The 18,636-nt window shown below is 74.2% G+C and carries 20 protein-coding genes; 10 read left to right on the forward strand and 10 right to left on the reverse strand.

Annotated features, from left to right (window positions below; translation table 11 throughout):
* Positions 1-67 precede the first annotated feature (67 nt).
* Positions 68-676 (reverse strand): nucleotidyltransferase family protein, encoded by a 609-nt coding sequence (locus tag ABZ404_RS04945; RefSeq protein WP_358831429.1) that lies wholly within the window; start codon positions 674-676, stop codon positions 68-70.
* A 152-nt stretch (positions 677-828) separates the two neighbouring features.
* Here ABZ404_RS04945 and ABZ404_RS04950 point away from each other — a divergent pair, with 152 nt between their 5' ends.
* On the forward strand, positions 829-1,137 hold the full coding sequence (locus ABZ404_RS04950) for a DUF5955 family protein (RefSeq protein WP_358831430.1): 309 nt from the start codon (positions 829-831) through the stop codon (positions 1,135-1,137).
* A 141-nt stretch (positions 1,138-1,278) separates the two neighbouring features.
* Here the strand turns inward: ABZ404_RS04950 and ABZ404_RS04955 are convergent, their stop codons facing one another.
* From ABZ404_RS04955 to ABZ404_RS04975, 5 genes are all read right to left on the reverse strand, one after another.
* A complete protein-coding gene (locus ABZ404_RS04955) occupies positions 1,279-1,857 on the reverse strand; it encodes a hypothetical protein (protein ID WP_358831431.1) in 579 nt (192 codons plus the stop codon).
* 9 nt (positions 1,858-1,866) lie between these two features.
* A complete protein-coding gene (locus ABZ404_RS04960) occupies positions 1,867-2,679 on the reverse strand; it encodes a papain-like cysteine protease family protein (protein ID WP_358831432.1) in 813 nt (270 codons plus the stop codon).
* Positions 2,680-2,688: 9 nt separating this feature from the next.
* The gene (locus ABZ404_RS04965) at positions 2,689-3,015 is read right to left on the reverse strand and encodes a hypothetical protein (RefSeq protein ID WP_358831433.1); all 327 of its coding nucleotides are present in this window, start codon (positions 3,013-3,015) and stop codon (positions 2,689-2,691) included.
* A gap of 119 nt (positions 3,016-3,134) precedes the next feature.
* Entirely contained in the window at positions 3,135-3,776 is a 642-nt protein-coding gene (locus tag ABZ404_RS04970; RefSeq protein ID WP_358831434.1) for a response regulator transcription factor, read from the reverse strand.
* Positions 3,773-4,942 carry a sensor histidine kinase gene (locus ABZ404_RS04975; protein ID WP_358990126.1) on the reverse strand — a complete coding sequence of 390 codons (1,170 nt, stop codon included), beginning with the start codon at positions 4,940-4,942 and terminating at the stop codon, positions 3,773-3,775. The genes ABZ404_RS04970 and ABZ404_RS04975 overlap by 4 nt, the downstream gene beginning before the upstream one ends.
* A gap of 133 nt (positions 4,943-5,075) precedes the next feature.
* Here ABZ404_RS04975 and ABZ404_RS04980 point away from each other — a divergent pair, with 133 nt between their 5' ends.
* Together ABZ404_RS04980 and ABZ404_RS04985 are read left to right on the forward strand one after the other, a co-directional pair.
* Positions 5,076-6,113 (forward strand): ABC transporter permease, encoded by a 1,038-nt coding sequence (locus ABZ404_RS04980; protein WP_358836957.1) that lies wholly within the window; start codon positions 5,076-5,078, stop codon positions 6,111-6,113.
* Positions 6,110-6,784 (forward strand): ABC transporter ATP-binding protein, encoded by a 675-nt coding sequence (locus ABZ404_RS04985; protein WP_358836958.1) that lies wholly within the window; start codon positions 6,110-6,112, stop codon positions 6,782-6,784. The genes ABZ404_RS04980 and ABZ404_RS04985 overlap by 4 nt, the downstream gene beginning before the upstream one ends.
* 513 nt (positions 6,785-7,297) lie before the next feature.
* On the opposite strand, the gene ABZ404_RS04990 is transcribed toward ABZ404_RS04985, so the two are convergent.
* Positions 7,298-8,101: an IclR family transcriptional regulator gene (locus tag ABZ404_RS04990; RefSeq protein WP_358836959.1), complete on the reverse strand. Its 804-nt coding sequence runs from the start codon at positions 8,099-8,101 to the stop codon at positions 7,298-7,300.
* A 350-nt stretch (positions 8,102-8,451) separates the two neighbouring features.
* On the opposite strand from ABZ404_RS04990, the gene allB reads away from it, so the two are divergent.
* Together allB and alc are read left to right on the forward strand one after the other, a co-directional pair.
* The gene (allB, locus tag ABZ404_RS04995) at positions 8,452-9,789 is read left to right on the forward strand and encodes an allantoinase AllB (RefSeq protein ID WP_358836960.1); all 1,338 of its coding nucleotides are present in this window, start codon (positions 8,452-8,454) and stop codon (positions 9,787-9,789) included.
* A gap of 4 nt (positions 9,790-9,793) precedes the next feature.
* On the forward strand, positions 9,794-10,909 hold the full coding sequence (gene alc, locus ABZ404_RS05000; protein ID WP_358836961.1) for an allantoicase: 1,116 nt from the start codon (positions 9,794-9,796) through the stop codon (positions 10,907-10,909).
* 265 nt (positions 10,910-11,174) lie between these two features.
* Here alc and ABZ404_RS05005 read toward each other — a convergent pair whose 3' ends face one another.
* Positions 11,175-11,381 (reverse strand): hypothetical protein, encoded by a 207-nt coding sequence (locus ABZ404_RS05005; RefSeq protein ID WP_358836962.1) that lies wholly within the window; start codon positions 11,379-11,381, stop codon positions 11,175-11,177.
* Between the two features lie 145 nt (positions 11,382-11,526).
* Between ABZ404_RS05005 and ABZ404_RS05010 the strand changes: the two genes are divergently transcribed.
* The 3 genes from ABZ404_RS05010 to ABZ404_RS05020 are packed head-to-tail and all read left to right on the forward strand — an operon-like array spanning position 11,527 to position 14,648.
* Positions 11,527-12,759 (forward strand): histidine kinase, encoded by a 1,233-nt coding sequence (locus tag ABZ404_RS05010; RefSeq protein WP_358990129.1) that lies wholly within the window; start codon positions 11,527-11,529, stop codon positions 12,757-12,759.
* Positions 12,756-13,439: a response regulator transcription factor gene (locus ABZ404_RS05015; protein WP_358837709.1), complete on the forward strand. Its 684-nt coding sequence runs from the start codon at positions 12,756-12,758 to the stop codon at positions 13,437-13,439. The genes ABZ404_RS05010 and ABZ404_RS05015 overlap by 4 nt, the downstream gene beginning before the upstream one ends.
* A 27-nt stretch (positions 13,440-13,466) precedes the next feature.
* A complete protein-coding gene (locus ABZ404_RS05020) occupies positions 13,467-14,648 on the forward strand; it encodes a cytochrome P450 (RefSeq protein WP_358837710.1) in 1,182 nt (393 codons plus the stop codon).
* Between the two features lie 101 nt (positions 14,649-14,749).
* Here ABZ404_RS05020 and ABZ404_RS05025 read toward each other — a convergent pair whose 3' ends face one another.
* Together ABZ404_RS05025 and ABZ404_RS05030 are read right to left on the reverse strand one after the other, a co-directional pair.
* Positions 14,750-15,526, reverse strand: coding sequence for a hypothetical protein (locus ABZ404_RS05025; RefSeq protein WP_358990132.1), 777 nt, complete (start codon positions 15,524-15,526; stop codon positions 14,750-14,752).
* 58 nt (positions 15,527-15,584) lie between these two features.
* A complete protein-coding gene (locus tag ABZ404_RS05030) occupies positions 15,585-16,583 on the reverse strand; it encodes a Gfo/Idh/MocA family oxidoreductase (protein WP_358836344.1) in 999 nt (332 codons plus the stop codon).
* 155 nt (positions 16,584-16,738) lie between these two features.
* On the opposite strand from ABZ404_RS05030, the gene ABZ404_RS05035 reads away from it, so the two are divergent.
* Together ABZ404_RS05035 and ABZ404_RS05040 are read left to right on the forward strand one after the other, a co-directional pair.
* Positions 16,739-17,458 carry a GntR family transcriptional regulator gene (locus tag ABZ404_RS05035; protein WP_358836353.1) on the forward strand — a complete coding sequence of 240 codons (720 nt, stop codon included), beginning with the start codon at positions 16,739-16,741 and terminating at the stop codon, positions 17,456-17,458.
* A gap of 125 nt (positions 17,459-17,583) precedes the next feature.
* Entirely contained in the window at positions 17,584-18,600 is a 1,017-nt protein-coding gene (locus ABZ404_RS05040) for a substrate-binding domain-containing protein (protein WP_358836345.1), read from the forward strand.
* Positions 18,601-18,636: the final 36 nt, after the last annotated feature.

Consider the following 18,636-nt stretch of genomic DNA (forward strand, 5'->3'; position numbering starts at 1 on the left):
GAGATTCTCCGGGTCGACAGATCGTGGCGCTCGGTGCCACCGTGTTCACTCCAGGTGTACCGGAGGATCAGCCGAGCCGCCCGAGATCCGCCTCGGTGTCGATGTCGTACGGCTCGGCCACGTCCCCGCACTCGACGAGGGCGATCTCCCGCTCGTGCTCCGCGAGATAGGCGCGCGCCCCCCGGTCGCCGTGCGCGCCCGCCGCCACCGACTGCCACCGGTCGGCGCCGAGGAGGACGGGATGGCCGCGCCTGCCGCCGTACGCCGCCGCCGCGAGCGAGGCCGGTGAGCGGTACGCGGCCCGTACCCGCCCGATCGCCTCGGCGCCGATGCCGGGCTGGTCCACCAGGCTCACCAGGGCCGCCCCCGCGTGCGTGCCGCCGAGCGAGGCGAGCCCGACCCGTAGGGAGGAGCCCATGCCCTCGGCCCACTCCGGGTTCTCCACCAGCACACAGCCCTCCAGCCGGGCGCGGGCGCGCACCTCGTCCGCTGCGGCGCCCAGCACGACGTGCACGCCGGTGCAGCCGCCCTCGCGCAGCATCCGCACGGCGTACTCCACCAGCGGGCGCCCCCGGTGCGTCAACAGGGCCTTGGGGCGGCCGCCGAGGCGCCGCCCGCCGCCTGCCGCCAGAAGCAGGCCCACGACCTGCGCTTCGTCGTTCGTCGGAGGTGTCATGGACCCACGTATACCGAATGCGCCCCCCGAATTCCGTCCACACGGTGGCGCGCGCCGGGCGCGATGGCGTTAACTGACCCGCAACTCCCGTCAGTTGACCTTCGCTGACGGGCTGTGAGCGCCAGCACGAAAGCGTGCGTGGGGAAGGAACTTTGTTGCGACGCGTGGAGCAGAGGCCCGTGACCGGCAGTACGGATGCGAAGGTGGCGGGGCTGCGGGTCGCCGTGGCGCGGCTGCGCCGGGAGCTGGCGGGGTATCCGGCGGAGTTCCCCGACCGGGCCGTCGCCGAGGACGAACTGGCGGCGCTGGACGCGATGGCGCTCTCGGGCGCGCCGGAGGTGTTACGGCTGCGCCGCTCGCTGTTGCTGATCGCGGGGTCGATAGGGTCGGTGAGCGCGCTGTCCGTGGCCGTGAAGGGGGTCCGGGAGGCGGTGGACCTGTTCGGGGAACCACCGCGCTGAGCCGGCTGCCCGGCGGTGGACGGCGGACCGTCCGCGGCTGGTCACGCGCTCTGCCGGCACATCGGCTCTTGGCCCCCCATCTTCCGGCCCCCCGGCTCCCCGGCTCCCCGCCCGTCGGTTCTCCGGCTCTTGCCCCCGGGCTCAGCCGCCGCCCCGGTCGTCGTCCGCCTCGGGCGGCAGCACCCCCTCCGGGGCGTTCCGGGCGAGCAGCGCGAAGAGCTCGGCCGCCGGATACGCCCGGTCCGCCTCGACACCCGTCGGCGCCGGGGCCGCCGGGACCAGGGTGTCCGAGCCGGGCGAGTGCCGCCAGACGGCGATGAGGTGCACGGCCGGAAGGTGCAGCAGCCGCACCTCCGCGTCGCCCGGCTCGTGCCCGGCCGCCTCCAGCGCGGCGGCCGTCCCCGCCACGAACGGTCCGTAGTTGAGCTGGCTGAAGACGTGCCCGCCCGCCTCGTCCCGTACCGTCTCGGCGAGCGCGACCGGCCCCGAGTCGTGCTGGACGAGATAGCGCCAGGCGACCGGCCGGGCCCGGTCGAGACCGCCCGGCAGATCGGCGAGGCCGATCACGTACATCTGGAGCGGATGGGCGAGCCGGAGCTCGTCGGCCGCGGCGGGCAGCAGGGCCGCGGTGCGGACCCGGCCGAGACCCGCGAGGAGCTCGACCCCGGCCTCCGCGGCCGAGCGCGACTCCTGGGGTGGCTGCGGTACTTGAAGCGCCATGGTCCGTCCCTAAGCCCGGGTGTAGTAGCTGTGGGTCCAGGATCCACTGCCCTGGTAGCTGGTCGCGAGCGTGTTGTAGACCTGGTCGGAGCGGCCGTAGATCGGGTCGTCGACGGCCACGATCGCGTTCGAGCCGCTCTGCGGCGCGTCCACGCCCATCGCGGTGAGGAAGTGGCCGCCGCCGGTCGACCAGCCGATCCGGACGCACAGCGGGCGGCCCGCCTTGATCTCGGACTCGACGCCCGCGAAGTCCACGCGGCTGTTCACCATCCGGTCGAAGTGGCCCACGATCCGCAGCGGATTGTCCAGCGGCTGCTGGCAGTTGCAGCCGGCGCCGCTCGCCCCGCCGCCGCAGCAGTCGGTGCGGCCGGTCTGCGAGTTGGCCACCGCGCACTGGGTCCAGGTGCTGCCCGCGTCGTAGAACCGCGCGATGCTGGTGGAGACCGCCGCCCAGCACCAGTTGGTCTGCTGCTGGGCCTGCATGGTGAAGGCCAGCCGGCCGCCGTCCCAGAGCCGGTGGACGGGCTTGTCGTCGAGGACCGTGATGTCGGTGACGATGTGCAGCGGCGCGCCCCAGTCGACGGTCACCACGAACGTCACCCCGTGGTTGGGGTCGTACGGCGGGGAGTGCGGGCTGATGTTGCTCACCCGTACCGGCGCCGCCCCCGTGAACCGGGGGCTGTGCTTGAGGTCGCCCGGGTCGACACTGAACTCGGAGACCGTGACGATCACCGTCGAGTCGTGGTCGATGGCGCCCCAGTTGAAGTTCAGCGTGGTACGGCCCTGGAGGCCGGCCCAGTACTGACGTGCGGTACGCGGCATCGGCCCCCCTCAGCCGTTCTGGTACTCGATGGCGACCGGCGGGCCGTCCAGGACCGTGATGTCGGTGACGATGTGCAGCGGCGCGCCCCACTCCACGTTGACCGTGAACGTGACGCCGTGGTTGGGGTCGTAGGGCGGGGAGTGCGGGCTGATGTTCTCCACCGTGACCGTGGCGGCGCCGACGAACCGGGGACTGTGCCGGGGATCGTTGTTGTCCACGCTGTACTCGGACGCCGTGATGATCACCGTCGAGTCGTGGTTGATGATGCCCCAGTTGAAGTTGAGCCTGGTGCGTCCTTGCAGATTCCACCAGTACTGGCGGGCTGTCTGTGGCATACGGGGCCTCCACGCGGGTCAGGCCGGACACATGCCGCATGCATGCCCTTCCGGGCGGACGGTGACGCGCAGGCGTAGAGGAAATAAGCCCCGGCCGCCCCTTCAACCGGGCCGCCCGTTCAGCCGGGCCGCCGGATCAGCCGGCGCGCGCCGGCGGCCGCGACCGCCGCCGTGCGCGACTCCACTCCCAGCTTCGCGTAGATGTGGACCAGGTGGGACTTGACGGTCGCCTGGCTCAGGAAGAGCCGCTTGCTGATCTGGAGGTTGGAGAGGCCGTCGCCGACCAGTTGCAGCACCTCCAGCTCCCGGCGGGTGAGCGCCTCGGCGGGGGTGCGCATACGGTCCATCAGCCGGTGCGCCACCGCCGGGGCGAGCGCCGACTGCCCGGCCGCCGCCGTGCGCACGGCCGCCGCCAGCTCCTCCGGCGGCGCGTCCTTGAGCAGGTACCCGGAGGCGCCCGCCTCCACGGCGGCCAGGATGTCGGCGTCCGTGTCGTACGTGGTGAGGACCAGCACCCGGGGCGCGCCCGGCCGCGCGGTGATCGCCGCGGTGGCCTCGGAGCCGTGTGCCCCGGCGCCGAACTGGAGGTCCATCAGCACGACGTCGAAACCGCCCGTGGCCGCCAGCTCCACCGCCCGCTCGGCGGTCGCGGCCTCCCCGGCCACCGTGAAGTCCGGCTCGGTGCCGAGGACGGCGCGCAGCCCCGCCCGGACGATCGGGTGGTCGTCGGCGAGCAGCAGCCTGATCGGTCCGGCGCTCACACCGCGCCCCGTTCCCGTGCCGGCAGCGGCAGGGTGATGGCGACGGCCGTGCCCTGGCCGGGTGCCGACTCGACGCTCAGGGTGCCGCCGAGCGAACGCGCCCGCGACCGCATCGCCGGTAGCCCGAACCCGCCCGTGCCGAAGGGGCGCTCACGACCGGGTTCGAAACCCCTGCCGTCGTCGACGACATCCAGTGCCACCGAGGTGTCCATGAAGCTCAGCGTGATCTCCGCGCGCTGCGCCGCCGCGTGCTGGACGGTGTTGGCGAGCGCCGACTGCGCGATGCGCAGCAGCGCCACCTCGTACGGCGTGGGCAGCTCGACCGGGGTGCCGCTCACCCCGAACCGCACAGCGGGCTCGGGCGTCGAGGCGCACAGGCGCTCCAGCGCGCCCGGCAGCGAGGCCCGCTCCAGACCGGGCGGGGTGAGCGCCCGGACGAACCGGCGGGCCTCCGCGAGGTTGTCCTGGGCGGCCGTACGCGCCTGCTCGACATGGGCGCGGGCCGGGTCGTCCGGCCCCAGCGCGCGCTCGGCGGCCCGGAGCAGGAGCTGGATGGAGGACAGGCCCTGCGCCAGCGTGTCGTGGATCTCCCGGGCCAGCCGTTCGCGCTCGGCGAGCGTGCCCGCCGCGCGCTCCGCCTCGGCGAGCCCGGCGCGGGTCGACACCAGCTCCTCGATCAGCTCGCGCCGCCGCTCGCTCTCGCGGTACAGCGCCTCGTAGCCGAGGACGGTGGCGACCGCCACGGCCGCGCCGAGGAGCGGGCCGATGAAGGCGCCGGGCGTGACCCGCTCGCCGTGGAGCAGGAAGCTCGCGATGGCCGCGCCGGCCGTCGCGAGCACGGTGGGCGGGCCCCAGCGCCGCGGCAGCAGGTGCAGCTGGAGGAAGTACAGGGGGAAGGCCACCCACAGCGCGTCCGGCGACAGCGCCAGCAGCACCAGCCAGGCCGCGCAGAGCGCCCCGAGCCACCAGGCGCCCGCGCGGGTCCGGGGCCGCACGGCGGGGGAGAGCACCCCTGCCGCGTACACCGCGGCCATCGCGCCGACCGCCGCGTACACCGCCGCGTCGCCCGTCGAGCGGACCGCGACCAGCGCGAGGAGTCCGGCGAGCAGCGCGTGCAGACACAGGCGCAGCAGCCGGGCGGCCGGGGCGTGGGGGCGGGAGTCCATAGGACTTCCAGCGTAGGCGGGACCGGCCCCGGCCCGGTCAACCGAAAGTTCGATGTGCGGCTCCGTCCTTCGATCCGGCCGAGGTGTGCTGCGGCGTGATGTCCCGGCGGGGGCGGGCCGGGAGGCTGGAGCCATGTTCGTCGCATGGAGAGACCTCCGGTTCGCCAAGGGCCGGTTCGCGCTGATGGGGACGGTGGTGGTGCTCATCACCCTGCTCGTCGGCCTGCTGTCCGGCCTGACCGCCGGGCTCGCCCGGGACAGCGCCTCGGCGGTCGTCGGGCTGCCCGCCGACCGGCTCGCCTTCGCCGCGCCGCCGGACGGCCGGGCGGTGTCGTTCACGAGCTCATCGCTCGGCCCGGCCGTCTGGGAGGGGTGGCGGCGGGTGCCCGGGGTGCGGGGTGCCGAGCCGGTCGCGATCTCCACGGTGAACGCGCGGGCGGGGGAGCGGACGGAGGCGGTGTCGGTGTTCGCGGTACGGCCCGGCTCGGGGCTCGCTGCCGTACGGGAGGGGGCCGTGGTCCTCAGCCGGGGCGCGGCGGAGGCGCTGCGGGCGCGGGTGGGCGACACGGTGGCCCTTGGGGGCCGGGCGCTGACCGTCGCGGCGGTGCGCGGCGAGGACGCCTACAGCCACACGCCGGTCGTCTGGACGGCGCTGGCGCCCGGGGCGCCCGCCACGGTGGTGGCGCTGACCCTCGGCGACGGCGTGGACCTCGCGGCAGCCGACCGGGCGCTGGGCACCACCACCCGCACCCGGGACGGCGCGCTGGCGGCACTGCCGTCCTACCGGGCCGAGAACGGCTCTCTCCAGCTGATGCGCGGCTTCCTCTTCGCCATCTCGGCGCTGGTCGTCGGCGCGTTCTTCACGGTGTGGACGATCCAGCGCGGCGGGGACATCGCGGTCCTCAAGGCGCTGGGCGCGTCCACGCCCTATCTGCTGCGGGACGCGCTGGGGCAGGCGGTGCTGCTGCTCTGCGCGGGGACGGTGGCCGGGACGGGGCTCGCGGTGGCGGTCGGCGCTCTCGTCGGGGACGCCGTGCCGTTCGCCCTGACCGTCGGCACCACGCTGGTGCCCGCGCTCGTCCTGATCGCCCTCGGCGCGCTCGGCGCCGCCCTGTCCATCCGGCGCGTCACCGCCGTCGACCCGCTGACCGCCCTGGGGAGTGCCCGATGAACGCGCCGCTGGTCCTGGACGCCGTGACACTGACGTACCCGGACGGGGAGGGGCGGCTCACCGCCCTGGACGAGGTGTCCCTCGCCGTGCCGGCCGGGACGGTGACGGCGTGCGTCGGGCCGTCCGGATCGGGCAAGTCCAGCCTGCTCGCCGTGGCGGCGACGCTGATCACGCCCGAGCGGGGGCGGGTGGTGGTCGCGGGGGCCGATACGGGGTCGCTGAGCGCCGCCGAGCGGGCGGCGCTGCGGCGCTCGCACGTCGGGATCGTCTTCCAGCAGCCGAACCTGCTGCCGTCGCTGACGGCGGCCGAGCAGGTGCAGGTGATGGCGCATCTGGCGGGGCGCAGGCCCGGGGCGGCGCGGGAGCGGGCGCTGTCGCTCCTGGACGCGGTGGGTCTCGCGGACCGGGCGGACCGGCGTCCGCACCAGCTGTCCGGGGGTGAGCGCCAGCGGGTGAACATCGCGCGGGCGCTGATGAACGAGCCGGCGGTGCTGCTGGTGGACGAGCCGACCAGCGCGCTCGACCACGCGCGGGGCGCGTCGGTCCTGGACCTCCTGGTCCGCCTCACCCGCGAGCGGGGCACGGCGACGGTGCTGGTCACGCATGATGCGGGGCATTTGGGGCGGGTGGATCGGGTGGTGGGGATGGGGGATGGGCGGTTGCGTGGCTGAGGAAGCGGTCCGGGGGGCGGTTGTTTGGCCGCGCGTTCGCCTGCGGCCCGGCGGTGGGCCGCTCGCGCAGTTCCCCGCGCCCCTTCAGGCTCGGACTTCGTCTGCGGGCCGGTGGTGGGCTGCTCGCGCAGTTCCCCGCGCCCCTAAAGACACAGGCCCGAGCCAGCTTCCCGGGTACGGCCGACCCCCTCAGGGGCGCGGGGAACTGCGCGCCCGGCCACACACCACCCGCAGCGGAAGAACTAACCGCAGGCCCTCAGGGGCGCGGGGAACTGCGCGCCCAGCCACCCACGGCCCGCAGCGAAGGAAGTCGTCCCACGGCCGGCCGGGCGTACGTGGCCGCACTCCTCAGGGGCGCGGGGAACTGCGCGCCCAGCCACCCTCGGCCCGCAGCCGAAGGACTCGCCCCCGGCCCGCCGGGCGTACGTGGCCGCACCCCTCAGGGGCGCGGGGAACTGCGCGGCCAGCCAACACGCCACCCGCAGCCGGAGAACCGCCGCCGCACTCCCGAACTCAAGCCTGGCCCGCCGTGTTCGCCAGCGCCGCCGACAGTTCCTCCGCGATCCCCTGGAGGATCGGGACGATCCGTTCCGTCGCGGTCTCCGTGACCCGGCCCGCCGGGCCCGAGATGGAGATCGCCGCCGCCGTGGGGGAGTTCGGCACCGACACCGCGAGGCAGCGGACCCCTATCTCCTGCTCGTTGTCGTCGACCGCGTACCCCGCCTGCCGCACCTGCTCCAGCGCGTCGAGGAACCCCTCCGGCGTGGTGATGGTCTTCTCCGTCGCCGCGGGCATCCCCGTACGCGCGAGCAGCGCCCGCACCTCCTCCGGCGGGGTGTGCGCGAGGAGTGCCTTGCCCACGCCCGTGGAGTGGGGCAGCACACGACGGCCCACCTCGGTGAACATCCGCATGGAGTGCTTGGAGGGCACCTGCGCCACGTACACGATCTCGTCCCCGTCGAGCAGCGCCATGTTCGCCGTCTCGCCGGTCTCCTCGACCAGCCGGGCCAGATACGGCCGCGCCCAGGTGCCGAGCAGCCGCGCCGCGGACTCGCCGAGGCGGATCAGACGGGGGCCGAGCGCGTACCGCCGGTTGGCCTGCTGGCGTACGTAACCGCAGGCCACCAGCGTGCGCATCAGACGGTGGATGGTCGGCAGCGGCAGACCGCTGCTGGCGGAGAGCTCGCTGAGGCCCACTTCACCCCCCGCGTCGGCCATCCGCTCCAGAAGGTCGAAGGCGCGCTCGAGGGACTGGACGCCACCGCTCGCGGCGGATGGCTTGGAGGCGTCGGTGGTGCTGGCGCTGGACGTCGGCACGGCGCGGTCCTTTCGGCTGGCAGGCGAGGCAGCAGCCTACCTGTGTGTTTCTCGCCGTACAGTGCGTACGTGGGGAGTCCCTGCCGGTCAGCGTGGGTTTGTCCGGTCCGGTGGGGCACCCCGTGGCGATAGCTACATTCTGGGAAGTGAAAGTCTAATTCCATTCTGTGGAAACTTCCAAGACCCACGCCCTCGGCCGCCGCCGGACCCGGACACCCTTGACGGCTCCCTGATCGGCGGGAAGACTCCGGCGTGAAGGCTCCTTCAACAGTTCGTTGAATTTGCTCGTCGCACTCCGCGGGGACCCACACCGCCGCGGACATGCATCCATCGCGGAAGTGAGGGCTCGGGTGTCCGACGTCAACCTGGTACTGCGCTCGTCGCGCGTCATCACGCCCGACGGCACCCGCCCGGCCTCGGTCGCCGTCGCCGGCGAGGTGATCGCCGCCGTGCTGCCGTACGACGCCGAGGTACCGGCCGGGGCGCGCCTGGAGGACTTCGGCGACGACGTGCTGCTGCCGGGCCTCGTCGACTGCCATGTGCACGTGAACGACCCGGGCCGCACCGAGTGGGAGGGCTTCTGGACCGCCACCCGGGCCGCCGCCGCGGGCGGCATCACCACCCTGGTGGACATGCCGCTCAACTCGCTGCCGCCCACCACCACGGTGGCGAACCTGCGCGTCAAGCAGGAGGTCGCCCGCTCCAAGGCGCACGTGGACGTCGGCTTCTGGGGCGGCGCCCTGCCCGACAACGTCAAGGACCTGCGCCCCCTGCACGACGCCGGAGTCTTCGGCTTCAAGGCGTTCCTCTCCCCTTCCGGAGTCGAGGAGTTCCCCGAGCTCGACCAGGACCAGCTCGCCCAGTCGCTCGCCGAGATCGCGGGCTTCGACGGGCTGCTGATCGTGCACGCCGAGGATCCGCACGAGCTGGCCGCCGCGCCGCAGCGGCCCGGCCCCCGGTACGCCGACTACCTGGCCAGCCGCCCCCGGGTCTCCGAGAACACCGCCATCGAGTCGCTGATCGCCGCCGCCAGGCGGGTCGGGGCGCGGGTGCACATCCTGCACCTGTCCTCCTGCGACGCGCTGCCCGCGATCGCCGCCGCCAAGCGCGAGGGCGTCCGGCTCACCGTCGAGACCTGCCCGCACTACCTCACCCTCACCGCCGAGGAAGTCCCGGACGGCGCCAGCGAGTTCAAGTGCTGCCCGCCGATCCGTGAGGCCGCCAACCAAGACCTGCTCTGGGCGGCGCTCGCCGACGGCACGATCGACTGCGTCGTCACCGACCACTCGCCGTCCACCGCCGACCTCAAGACCGAGGACTTCGCCACCGCCTGGGGCGGGATCTCCGGCCTCCAGCTGAGCCTGTCCGCCGTCTGGACTGAGGCCCGCAGGCGCGGCCACACCCTCGACGACGTGGTCCGCTGGATGTCGTCCGCCACCGCGGGACTCGTCGGCCTGGAGCGCAAGGGCGCCATCGAGGCCGGCCGGGACGCCGACTTCGCCGTCCTCGCCCCGGACGCGACCTTCACCGTCGATCCGGCGGAGCTCCAGCACCGCAACCGCGTCACCGCCTACGCGGGCAAGACCCTGCACGGTGTCGTCAAGTCGACCTGGCTGCGCGGGAAGCGCGTCCAGGAGAACGGCACCCTCACCGGGCCCACCGGCCGCCTGCTCGAAAGGAACCACTGAGACCGTGAGCGCCATACCCTCCTTCACCGGTGACGCCAGTCCCTACGGCGGCGGTGACCCGTACGCGGACTACCGCACCGCCGACTTCCCCTTCACGCACTACGCGGACCTCGCCGACCGGCGGCTCGGCGCGGGCGTCATCGCCGCCAACGACGAGTTCTTCGCCGAGCGCGAGAACCTCCTCAAGCCCGCCGCCGCCGAGTTCGACCCCGAGCACTTCGGCCACAAGGGCAAGATCATGGACGGCTGGGAGACCCGCCGCCGCCGCGGTGTCTCGGCCGCCGTGCCGCACCCCACCGAGGACGACCACGACTGGGCCCTGGTGCGCCTGGGCGCACCCGGCGTGGTGCGCGGCATCGTCGTCGACACCGCCCACTTCCGCGGCAACTACCCGCAGGCCGTCTCCGTCGAGGCCACCTCGGTCGCGGGCTCGCCCTCGCCCGAGGAGCTGCTCGCGGACGACGTGAAGTGGGTGACGCTCGTACCCCGTACGGCCGTCGGCGGCCACGCGGCCAACGGCTTCGCCGTCGACGTCGAACAGCGCTTCACGCACCTGCGCGTCAACCAGCACCCCGACGGCGGCATCGCCCGGCTGCGCGTGTACGGCGAGGTCGCCCCGGACCCGGCGTGGCTCCAGGCCCTCGGCACCTTCGACCTGGCGGCCCTGGAGAACGGCTGCCAGGTCGAGGACGCCTCCGACCGTTTCTACTCGCCCGCCACCAACACCATCCAGCCCGGCCGCTCCCACAAGATGGACGACGGCTGGGAGACCCGCCGCCGCCGCGACAAGGGCAACGACTGGATCCGCTACCAGCTGGCGGCGCGGTCCGAGATCCGCGCGGTCGAGATCGACACCGCCTACCTCAAGGGCAACTCGGCGGGCTGGGCGGCGCTCTCGGTCCGCGACGGCGAGGCGGGCGAGTGGCGCGAGATCCTGCCCCGCACCCGTCTCCAGCCCGACACCAACCACCGGTTCGTGCTCGACGCCCCCGCGCCGGCCACCCACGTACGCGTCGACATCTTCCCCGACGGCGGCATCTCCCGGCTGCGCCTGTTCGGCTCGCTCACGAGCGACGGCGCGGCCCGGCTGAACGCCCGCCACCAGGAGCTGGGCGGCTGACGACACCCGCCCCTGCGCGGGGCGCTCCGGCCCGACAGCACCGGAGCGCCCCGCGGTACAGCCACGGCCGGGCCGCGGCCACGCGGCGCCAGGGCGTGGTGCGAAACTCCCGCCTGCCCCGCGACGCCCGGCACGCGCGCTCGCCGCGTTGTCGGGACCGCCCCCGTACACCCGGTACGAAGGCGGCCCTCCGCCTGGCGATCGCACGCACCGGACGCCGCGGGGCCCGCCCTCCGGGCGGACGGCGCCGCTCTCGCCACACGCCCTAGTCGCGCGGCGCGCTGTCCGAGGCGACCAGCAGGGCCGCGCCGAGGACGGCCACCACCACGCCCGCGAAGATCTCGTGTCCGGCCAGGAAATCCGCCCGGTGCAGCACGCTCCACTTCCCGAACCAGCCGGTCCACTCGTGCAGCAGCCCGCCCGCCCCCTGGACCAGCAGCACGAACCCGGTGACTTCCAAGAATCTCTTCATGCCCCGAGCCTGGCCCGCCCGCACCGGCCCCCGCGTCCGCCTTCGGGCTCGGCCCGCGCGGCGAAAGTCTCGGACCGTACGACTTTGGTAGCGCACCCCGCCCGGAACCCGCCACGGCGCCCCTGACCTGCGTAGCTTGGGTGACATGACACCCGCTGGGCCCGAATACCGCTGGCTGCTGCCGTCCGCCGTCGTCGCTCCCGAACTGCCCGGTGACCGGCCCGGCCGCAACCGGCCGCGCCGTACCGTACGGGACTGGATCGTCGACACCTGCGCCTTCCTCTGCGCCGCCGCCATCGGCATGCTCGCCGCCGACGCCATGAGCCAGGCCTCCGACTACTCCGAGACCCTCCAGGCCGCCGACCAGTTGGCGGGAGCCCTCGCCTGCTGCGCGCTCTGGCTGCGCCGGCGCTGGCCCGTCCAGCTCGCCTGGGTGCTCGTCGTCGTCACCCTGGTCGCCCCGGTCGCCGCGGGCGCGGTGCTGGTCGCCCTCTTCGGCGTCGCCGTGCACCGGCCCCTCAAGCCGGTCGTCGCCACCGTCGGCGCCGCGGCCCTGGTCACCTCGTGGGTGCAGCCGGTCCTGCGCCCCGACCCGAGCACCGGCCTGCTGGCCAACGCCATCATGGGCACGCTGATGGTCCTGCTCGCCATGGGCTGGGGCATGCTCGTCCGGGCCAGGCGCCAGCTGGTGGTCGCGCTGCGCGAGCGGGCGGTACGCGCCGAGCGGGAGGCCGCGCTGCGGGCCGAGCACGCCCAGCGGCTCGCCCGCGAGGCCATCGCCCGCGAGATGCACGACGTACTGGCCCACCGGCTCACCCTGCTCAGCGTGCACGCGGGCGCCCTGGAGTTCCGCCCGGACGCGCCCCCGGCCGAGGTCGCCCGCGCCGCCGGGGTCATCCGCGACAGCGCCCACGAGGCCCTCCAGGACCTGCGCCAGATCATCGGGGTGCTGCGCAGCCCCGACGAGGGCGCCGAGGACCGGCCCCAGCCGACGCTGGCCACCCTGGACGCGCTGGTCGCCGAGTCCCGCGAGGCCGGGATGAAGGTCACCCTGGACAGCCGGGTCGGGGACCCGCAGACCGTCCCGGCGGCCACCGGGCGCAACGCCTACCGCATCGCCCAGGAGGCCCTCACCAACGCCCGCAAGCACGCCCCCGGCGCCGAGGTCACCGTGACCGTCACCGGCCGCCCGGGCGACGGGCTCGGCATCGAGGTGCGCAACCCCGCCCCCGTCGGGGACGTGCCCGAGGTGCCCGGGTCGGGGCAGGGCCTCATCGGGCTGACCGAACGCGCCACGCTCGCGGGCGGCCGGCTGGAGCACGGGCCCGTCCCCGGTGGCGGGTTCGAGGTCCGCGCCTGGCTACCGTGGCCCTCATGACCATCCGGCTGCTCGTCGTCGACGACGACCCCCTCGTCCGCGCGGGACTCACCTTCATGTTCGGCGGCTCCGAGGACCTGGAGATCGTGGGGGAGGCCTCCGACGGCTCCCAGGTCGAGGAGCTGACCGACCGGCTGCGCCCGGACGTGGTCCTGATGGACATCCGGATGCCGACCGTCGACGGACTCGCCGCCACCGAACTCCTGCGCGCCCGCCCCGACGCCCCCGAGGTCATCGTCCTGACCACCTTCCACGCCGACGAACAGGTGGTACGGGCGCTGCGCGCGGGCGCCGCCGGGTTCGTCCTGAAGGACACCGCGCCCGCCGAGATCGTCGCCGCCGTACGCCGGGTCGCGGCGGGCGAGCCGGTGCTCTCCCCGGCCGTCACCCGCCAGCTGATGCACCAGGTCGCGGGCGCACCGGAGGGGCCCGGCGGCGACCGGGCGGCCCGGGCCCGGGCGAGGATCGGCCAACTCGCCGAGCGGGAGCGGGAGGTGGCGGTCGCCGTGGGCCGCGGCCAGTCGAACGCGGAGATCTCGGCCGCCCTCTTCCTCAGCGTGCCCACCGTGAAGACCCATGTCTCGCGGGTGCTCGCCAAGCTGGGGCTCAACAACCGTGTCCAGATCGCCCTGCTCGTCCACGACGCGGGCCTCCTCGACGAGGACGGCGACGTAGGCTGAAGCGGACCACCGGAGGGGAACAGACCTATGCCGCTCATCGATCTGCGCGACCACGAGGACTTCACCGCCCACCCGTATCCGTACTACGCGAAGCTGCGCGCGGAAGGGCCGGTGCACCGGGTCCGCACCCGTGAGATGGACGAGGTCTGGCTGATCGTCGGGCACGACGAGGCGCGGGCCGCGCTCGCCGACGGCCGCTTCTCCAAGGACTGGCGGGCGGTCGCCGACGAGAGCCAGTTCACCGCGGTCAGCGCCAACATGCTGGACTCCGACCCGCCGCAGCACACCCGGCTGCGCAAGCTGGTGGCGCGCGAGTTCACCGCACGCCGGATCGAGGCGCTGCGCCCGCGCGTCCAGGAGATCACCGACACGCTGCTCGACACCATGCTGGCCGCCCCCGGCCGCACCGCCGACCTGGTCGACGCGTTCGCCTTCCCCCTGCCGATCACGGTCATCTGCGAACTCCTGGGCGTCCCCGACCTGGACCGGGAGACCTTCCGCAGGCTCTCCAACGAGGCGGTCGCCCCCACCGAGAACGACGGGACGAACGCCTCCGCCCTGGAGATGGGCGCCTATCTGGTCGGGCTCATCGAGGACAAGCGGGCCACCGACCCGGCGGACGACCTGCTGAGCGCCCTCATCCGCACCCGGCACGAGGACGGCGACCAGCTCTCCCCGGACGAGCTCATCGGCATGGCCTTCCTGCTGCTCGTCGCGGGCCACGAGACCACCGTCAACCTCATCTCCAACGGCGTGCGGGCACTCCTCGCGCACCCGGAGCAACTGGCCGCGCTGCGTGCCGACTTCGACGGTCTGATCGACGGGGCCGTCGAGGAGATGCTGCGCTACGACGGTCCGGTGGAGACCGCCACGTACCGCTACGCGCGCGAGGACGTCGAGTGCGGCGGGACCGTCATCCCGGCCGGGGCGACCGTCCTGGTCGGCCTCGCCTCCGCCGGACGCGACCCCGCCCGCCACCCCGACCCGGACCGCTTCGACATCCGCCGCACCCCGCAGAGCCACCTCGGCTTCGGCCACGGCATCCACTACTGCCTGGGTGCCCCGCTCGCCCGGATGGAGGGCCGCATCGCGGTCCGTACGCTCCTGGAGCGCGCGCCCGGCCTCCGACTCGCCGAGGACGCGGGCCCGTTGGAGTGGCTGCCCGGCATGCTCATCCGGGGCGTGCGTCATCTGCCGGTGCGCTGGTGAGCGGCGCGCGCGTACGAAGGGTGAGGCGCGGGTGCCTGTGAGGCGCGGCGACCTCTCAGGTGTGGTGGCCCGTGAGGCGGGCGGCTCATGAGGTGTGGTGCTCACGCCCCGCGGGCGGCCTCCGCCCTGCGCCGGTGCTCGCCGCGCAGCACCAGCGCGGGCCACTCGTCGCCGTACGCCCCGCACACCGAGAGGGACCACAGCGACCACTGCTGCGGCACCGAGTAGTACGGCACCAGCAGCCGCGCGGTGCGCCGCCGGGACACCTTCACCGGGACCAGCGCGGGCAGCACGTCCGGCGGCTGCCCCGCCAGGATCGCCTTGCGGCAGGACGCGCAGGCGGGACGGCGCTCGGCCGCCGCCTCGCGCGGCCCGGTCCGGCGCCGGGCACGCCGGCGGTGCTCCCGGCGCACGGGCGCCCCGGCGCTCTCCGCCGCCGGGTGCAGCGGGTTGTAGTAGCAGCGCTCGGGCGGCCTCGGCGCCGGCTGCCCCGCGCGGCGGGCGTGCAGCGCGGCGAACCGGACCAGGGCGCGCTCGGCCAGGACCGCGGCGGCGGCCAGGTCCGGCAGGTCGGCCGCCTCGTCCAGGAGCTTGCCCGCGGCCTGGAAGGCGTCGAGCACCCACGCGTAGTCGTCCGCGTCCCCACCCGGCCGCGCGCTCTCCACCGCGTCCGCGCCGACCGGGAGTTCGGCCGCCCGCAGCACGTCGCCGACGGCCGTCACCCGGGCCGAGACGAGCCGTTCCAGCCGCTCGCGGGCCGTCCTCCACTCGTCCAGGACACGCTGCTGCTCCTCCCTGGACGGCTCCCACGCCGGCCGCGCCGGACCGGCCGGACCGGCCGGGCGCAGCATCCCCATGAACCACCAGCGCCTGTGCACCGCGCCTCCCCTCGCCGCTGCCAGGGTAGAAGCCGCCGGGGGAGCGGGGGCCGGCGCCTCAGCCGGTGAACTCCGCGAGCGCCACCGGGCGCCGCTCGTGCCGGGAGCGCTCGCACGCCTCCGCGACGCGCAGCGCGTGCAGCGCCTCGCGGCCGTCGCAGGGGTTCGCCAGCTCGCCCCGTACGACCCGTACGAACGCGTCGAGTTCGGCCCGGTAGGCGGGCGCGAACCGCTCCAGGAAGCCGGGCCAGGGCGTGGCGGCGGGCGCGGGCGCCCCCGGCTCGACGGAGGTCAGCGCGGTGCGCTCGCCGAGCCCCACGGCGATCTGGTCCAGCTCCCCGGCCAGCTCCATCCGTACGTCGTACCCGGCGCCGTTGCACCGGGTCGCCGTCGCCGTGGCGAGGGTGCCGTCGTCGAGGGTGAGCAGGGCCGCGGCCGTGGAGACGTCGTGGGCCTCGCGGAACATGGCGGGCCCCGCGTCCGAGCCGGTCGCGTACACCTCGGTCACCTCGCGGCCGGTCACCCACCGCAGGATGTCGAAGTCGTGGACCAGGCAGTCCCGGTAGAGGCCGCCGGAGAGCGGCAGATACGCGGCGGGCGGCGGCGCCGGGTCCGAGGTGACCGCCCGTACGGTGTGCAGCCGTCCCAGGCCGCCCGCCCGGACGCGCTCGCGGGCCGCCGCGTATCCGGCGTCGAAGCGGCGCATGAACCCGATCTGGAGGACCGTTCCCGCGCTCTCCACCTCGTCGAGGGCGGCCAGCGTGCCGGCCAGGTCGAGGGCGATGGGCTTCTCGCAGAAGGCGGGGAGCCCGGCGCGGGCCGCGCGGGCGATCAGGCCGGCGTGCGCGGCGGTCGCCGAGGCGATCACCACCGCGTCCGGCCCGGCGGCGAAGAGCCCGTCGACCGTGGTGGCAGCGGCGCCGGTCCGCCCGGCGGCCCCGGCGGCCCGCGCGGGGTCGGTGTCGGCGACGAGGAGCTCGGTGACCGAGGGGTGGCGGGCCAGCACCTCCGCGTGGAAGGAGCCGATACGTCCCGCTCCGATGAGTCCGATGCGCATGGCCAAAAGGTGGCGGCACCCGGTCGCCCTGTCAAGGGTTTGTCCTGACAATCAGACTTCACGACTTCCCGTCAACATGGCCCGAGCACTACGCTCACCCCGTGTCCAAGCAGCCCAGAAACGCGCCGGATCCCGCCGTGCCGCTCCAGCTCGGCGTGGACCGCACCAGCCCGGTCCCGCTCTACTTCCAGCTCTCCCAGCAGCTGGAGGCGGCCATCGAGCGCGGCACCCTCACGCCCGGCAGCCTCCTCGGCAACGAGATCGACCTCGCGGGCCGGCTCGGCCTGTCCCGTCCCACCGTCCGCCAGGCCATCCAGACCCTGGTCGACAAGGGCCTGCTGGTGCGCCGCAGGGGCGTGGGCACCCAGGTGGTGCACAGCCAGGTCAAGCGCCCGCTGGAGCTGAGCAGCCTCTACGACGACCTGGAGGCGGCCGGGCAGAAGCCCGCCACCCGGGTGCTGCGCAACACCCTGGAGCCGGCCACCGCGCGGGTCGCGGCGGCGCTCGGGGTGGCCGAGGGTGACGAGGTCCACCTGGTCGAGCGGCTGCGGTACGCCCACGGCGAGCCGATGGCCGAGCTGCGCAACTACCTGCCGGGCGGGCTGCTCGCGCTCGACACCCCGCAGCTGGAGGCCACCGGCCTGTACCGGCTGATGCGCGGCGCGGGGATCACCCTGCACAGCGCCCGGCAGTCGCTGGGGGCGCGGGCGGCGACCGCCGCCGAGGCCGCCCTGCTCGCCGAGACCGCGGGGGCGCCGTTGCTGACCATGGAGCGCACCACCTTCGACGACACCGGGCGGGCGGTGGAGTACGGCTCCCACGTCTACCGGGCCTCGCGGTACGCCTTCGAGTTCCAGCTGCTCGTACGGCCGTGAGCGCGGCCGGCCGGACCGGGTGCGATCTCCGCGTAAGAATGTTCGGACAAAGTATTGACGGCTGAGAGCGCCCGCCGCTAGAACTCACGTGCCGCACACCGCGGCCGGGACGGAAGGCGGACCCCATGCGCATACCCCGCACGGCAGCCACGGCGGCGGCGCTCGCCGCGGCCCTCGCACTCGCGGTCACCGGATGCAGCGGTTCGGGCGGCAAGAGCTCCGAGGACAAGGCCGACGACGGCGCCCCGGCCGGCGGCAAGGGCGTCTCCACCCCGCGGATGAAGATCGCGATGATCACCCACGCGGGCGAGGGCGACACCTTCTGGGACATCGTCCAGAGCGGCGCGAAACAGGCCGCGGCCAAGGACAACGCCGACTTCCTCTACTCGGCGAACAAGGAGGGCCAGCAGCAGGCGCAGCTCGTCCAGGCGGCCATCGACCAGAAGGCCGACGGGATCGTCGTCACCCTCGCCAAGCCCGAGGCCGTCCGGGACGTCGTGCGGAAGGCGGTCGCCGCGGGCATCCCGGTCGTCACCATCAACTCCGGCGCGCAGTACTCCAAGGAGCTCGGCGCCCTCGGCCACATCGGGCAGGACGAGGGCGTCGCCGGTGAGGCGGTCGGCGAGCAGCTGAACGCGAACGGCAGGAAGAAGGCCGTCTGCGTCATCCACGAGCAGGGCAACGTCTCGCTGGAGGAGCGCTGCGCCGGGGTGAGGAAGACCTTCAAGGGCTCGGTCGAGAACCTCAACGTCGACGGGACCAACACGCCCGCCGCGACATCCTCCATCGAGGCGAAACTGCAAACCGGCTCCGGGGGATCGGCCATCGACGCCGTCGTCACGCTCGGCGCGCCGATGGCGGCAGCCGCCGTCAAGGCCAAGGGCGGCGCGGGCAGCTCCGCCGAGGTCGACACCTTCGACCTCAACGCCGCCGTGATCAAGCAGTTCAAGGCCAAGGAGATCGGCTTCGCGGTCGACCAGCAGCCCTATCTCCAGGGGTATCTGGCGGTGGACGAACTGTGGCTGCACCGGACCAACGGCAACGTCGTCGGCGGCGGCAGGCCCGTCCTCACCGGGCCCGCCGTCGTCACCGGCAAGGACGTGCCGACGCTGGAGAAGTACACCGCTCGCGGTACCCGATGATCCGCCGCCGACCGGATGTGACCCATACTTGGGCGG

Origin of the sequence: Streptomyces sp. NPDC005878, assembly GCF_040629815.1 — a bacterium.
Taxonomy (GTDB): Bacteria; Actinomycetota; Actinomycetes; order Streptomycetales; family Streptomycetaceae; genus Streptomyces.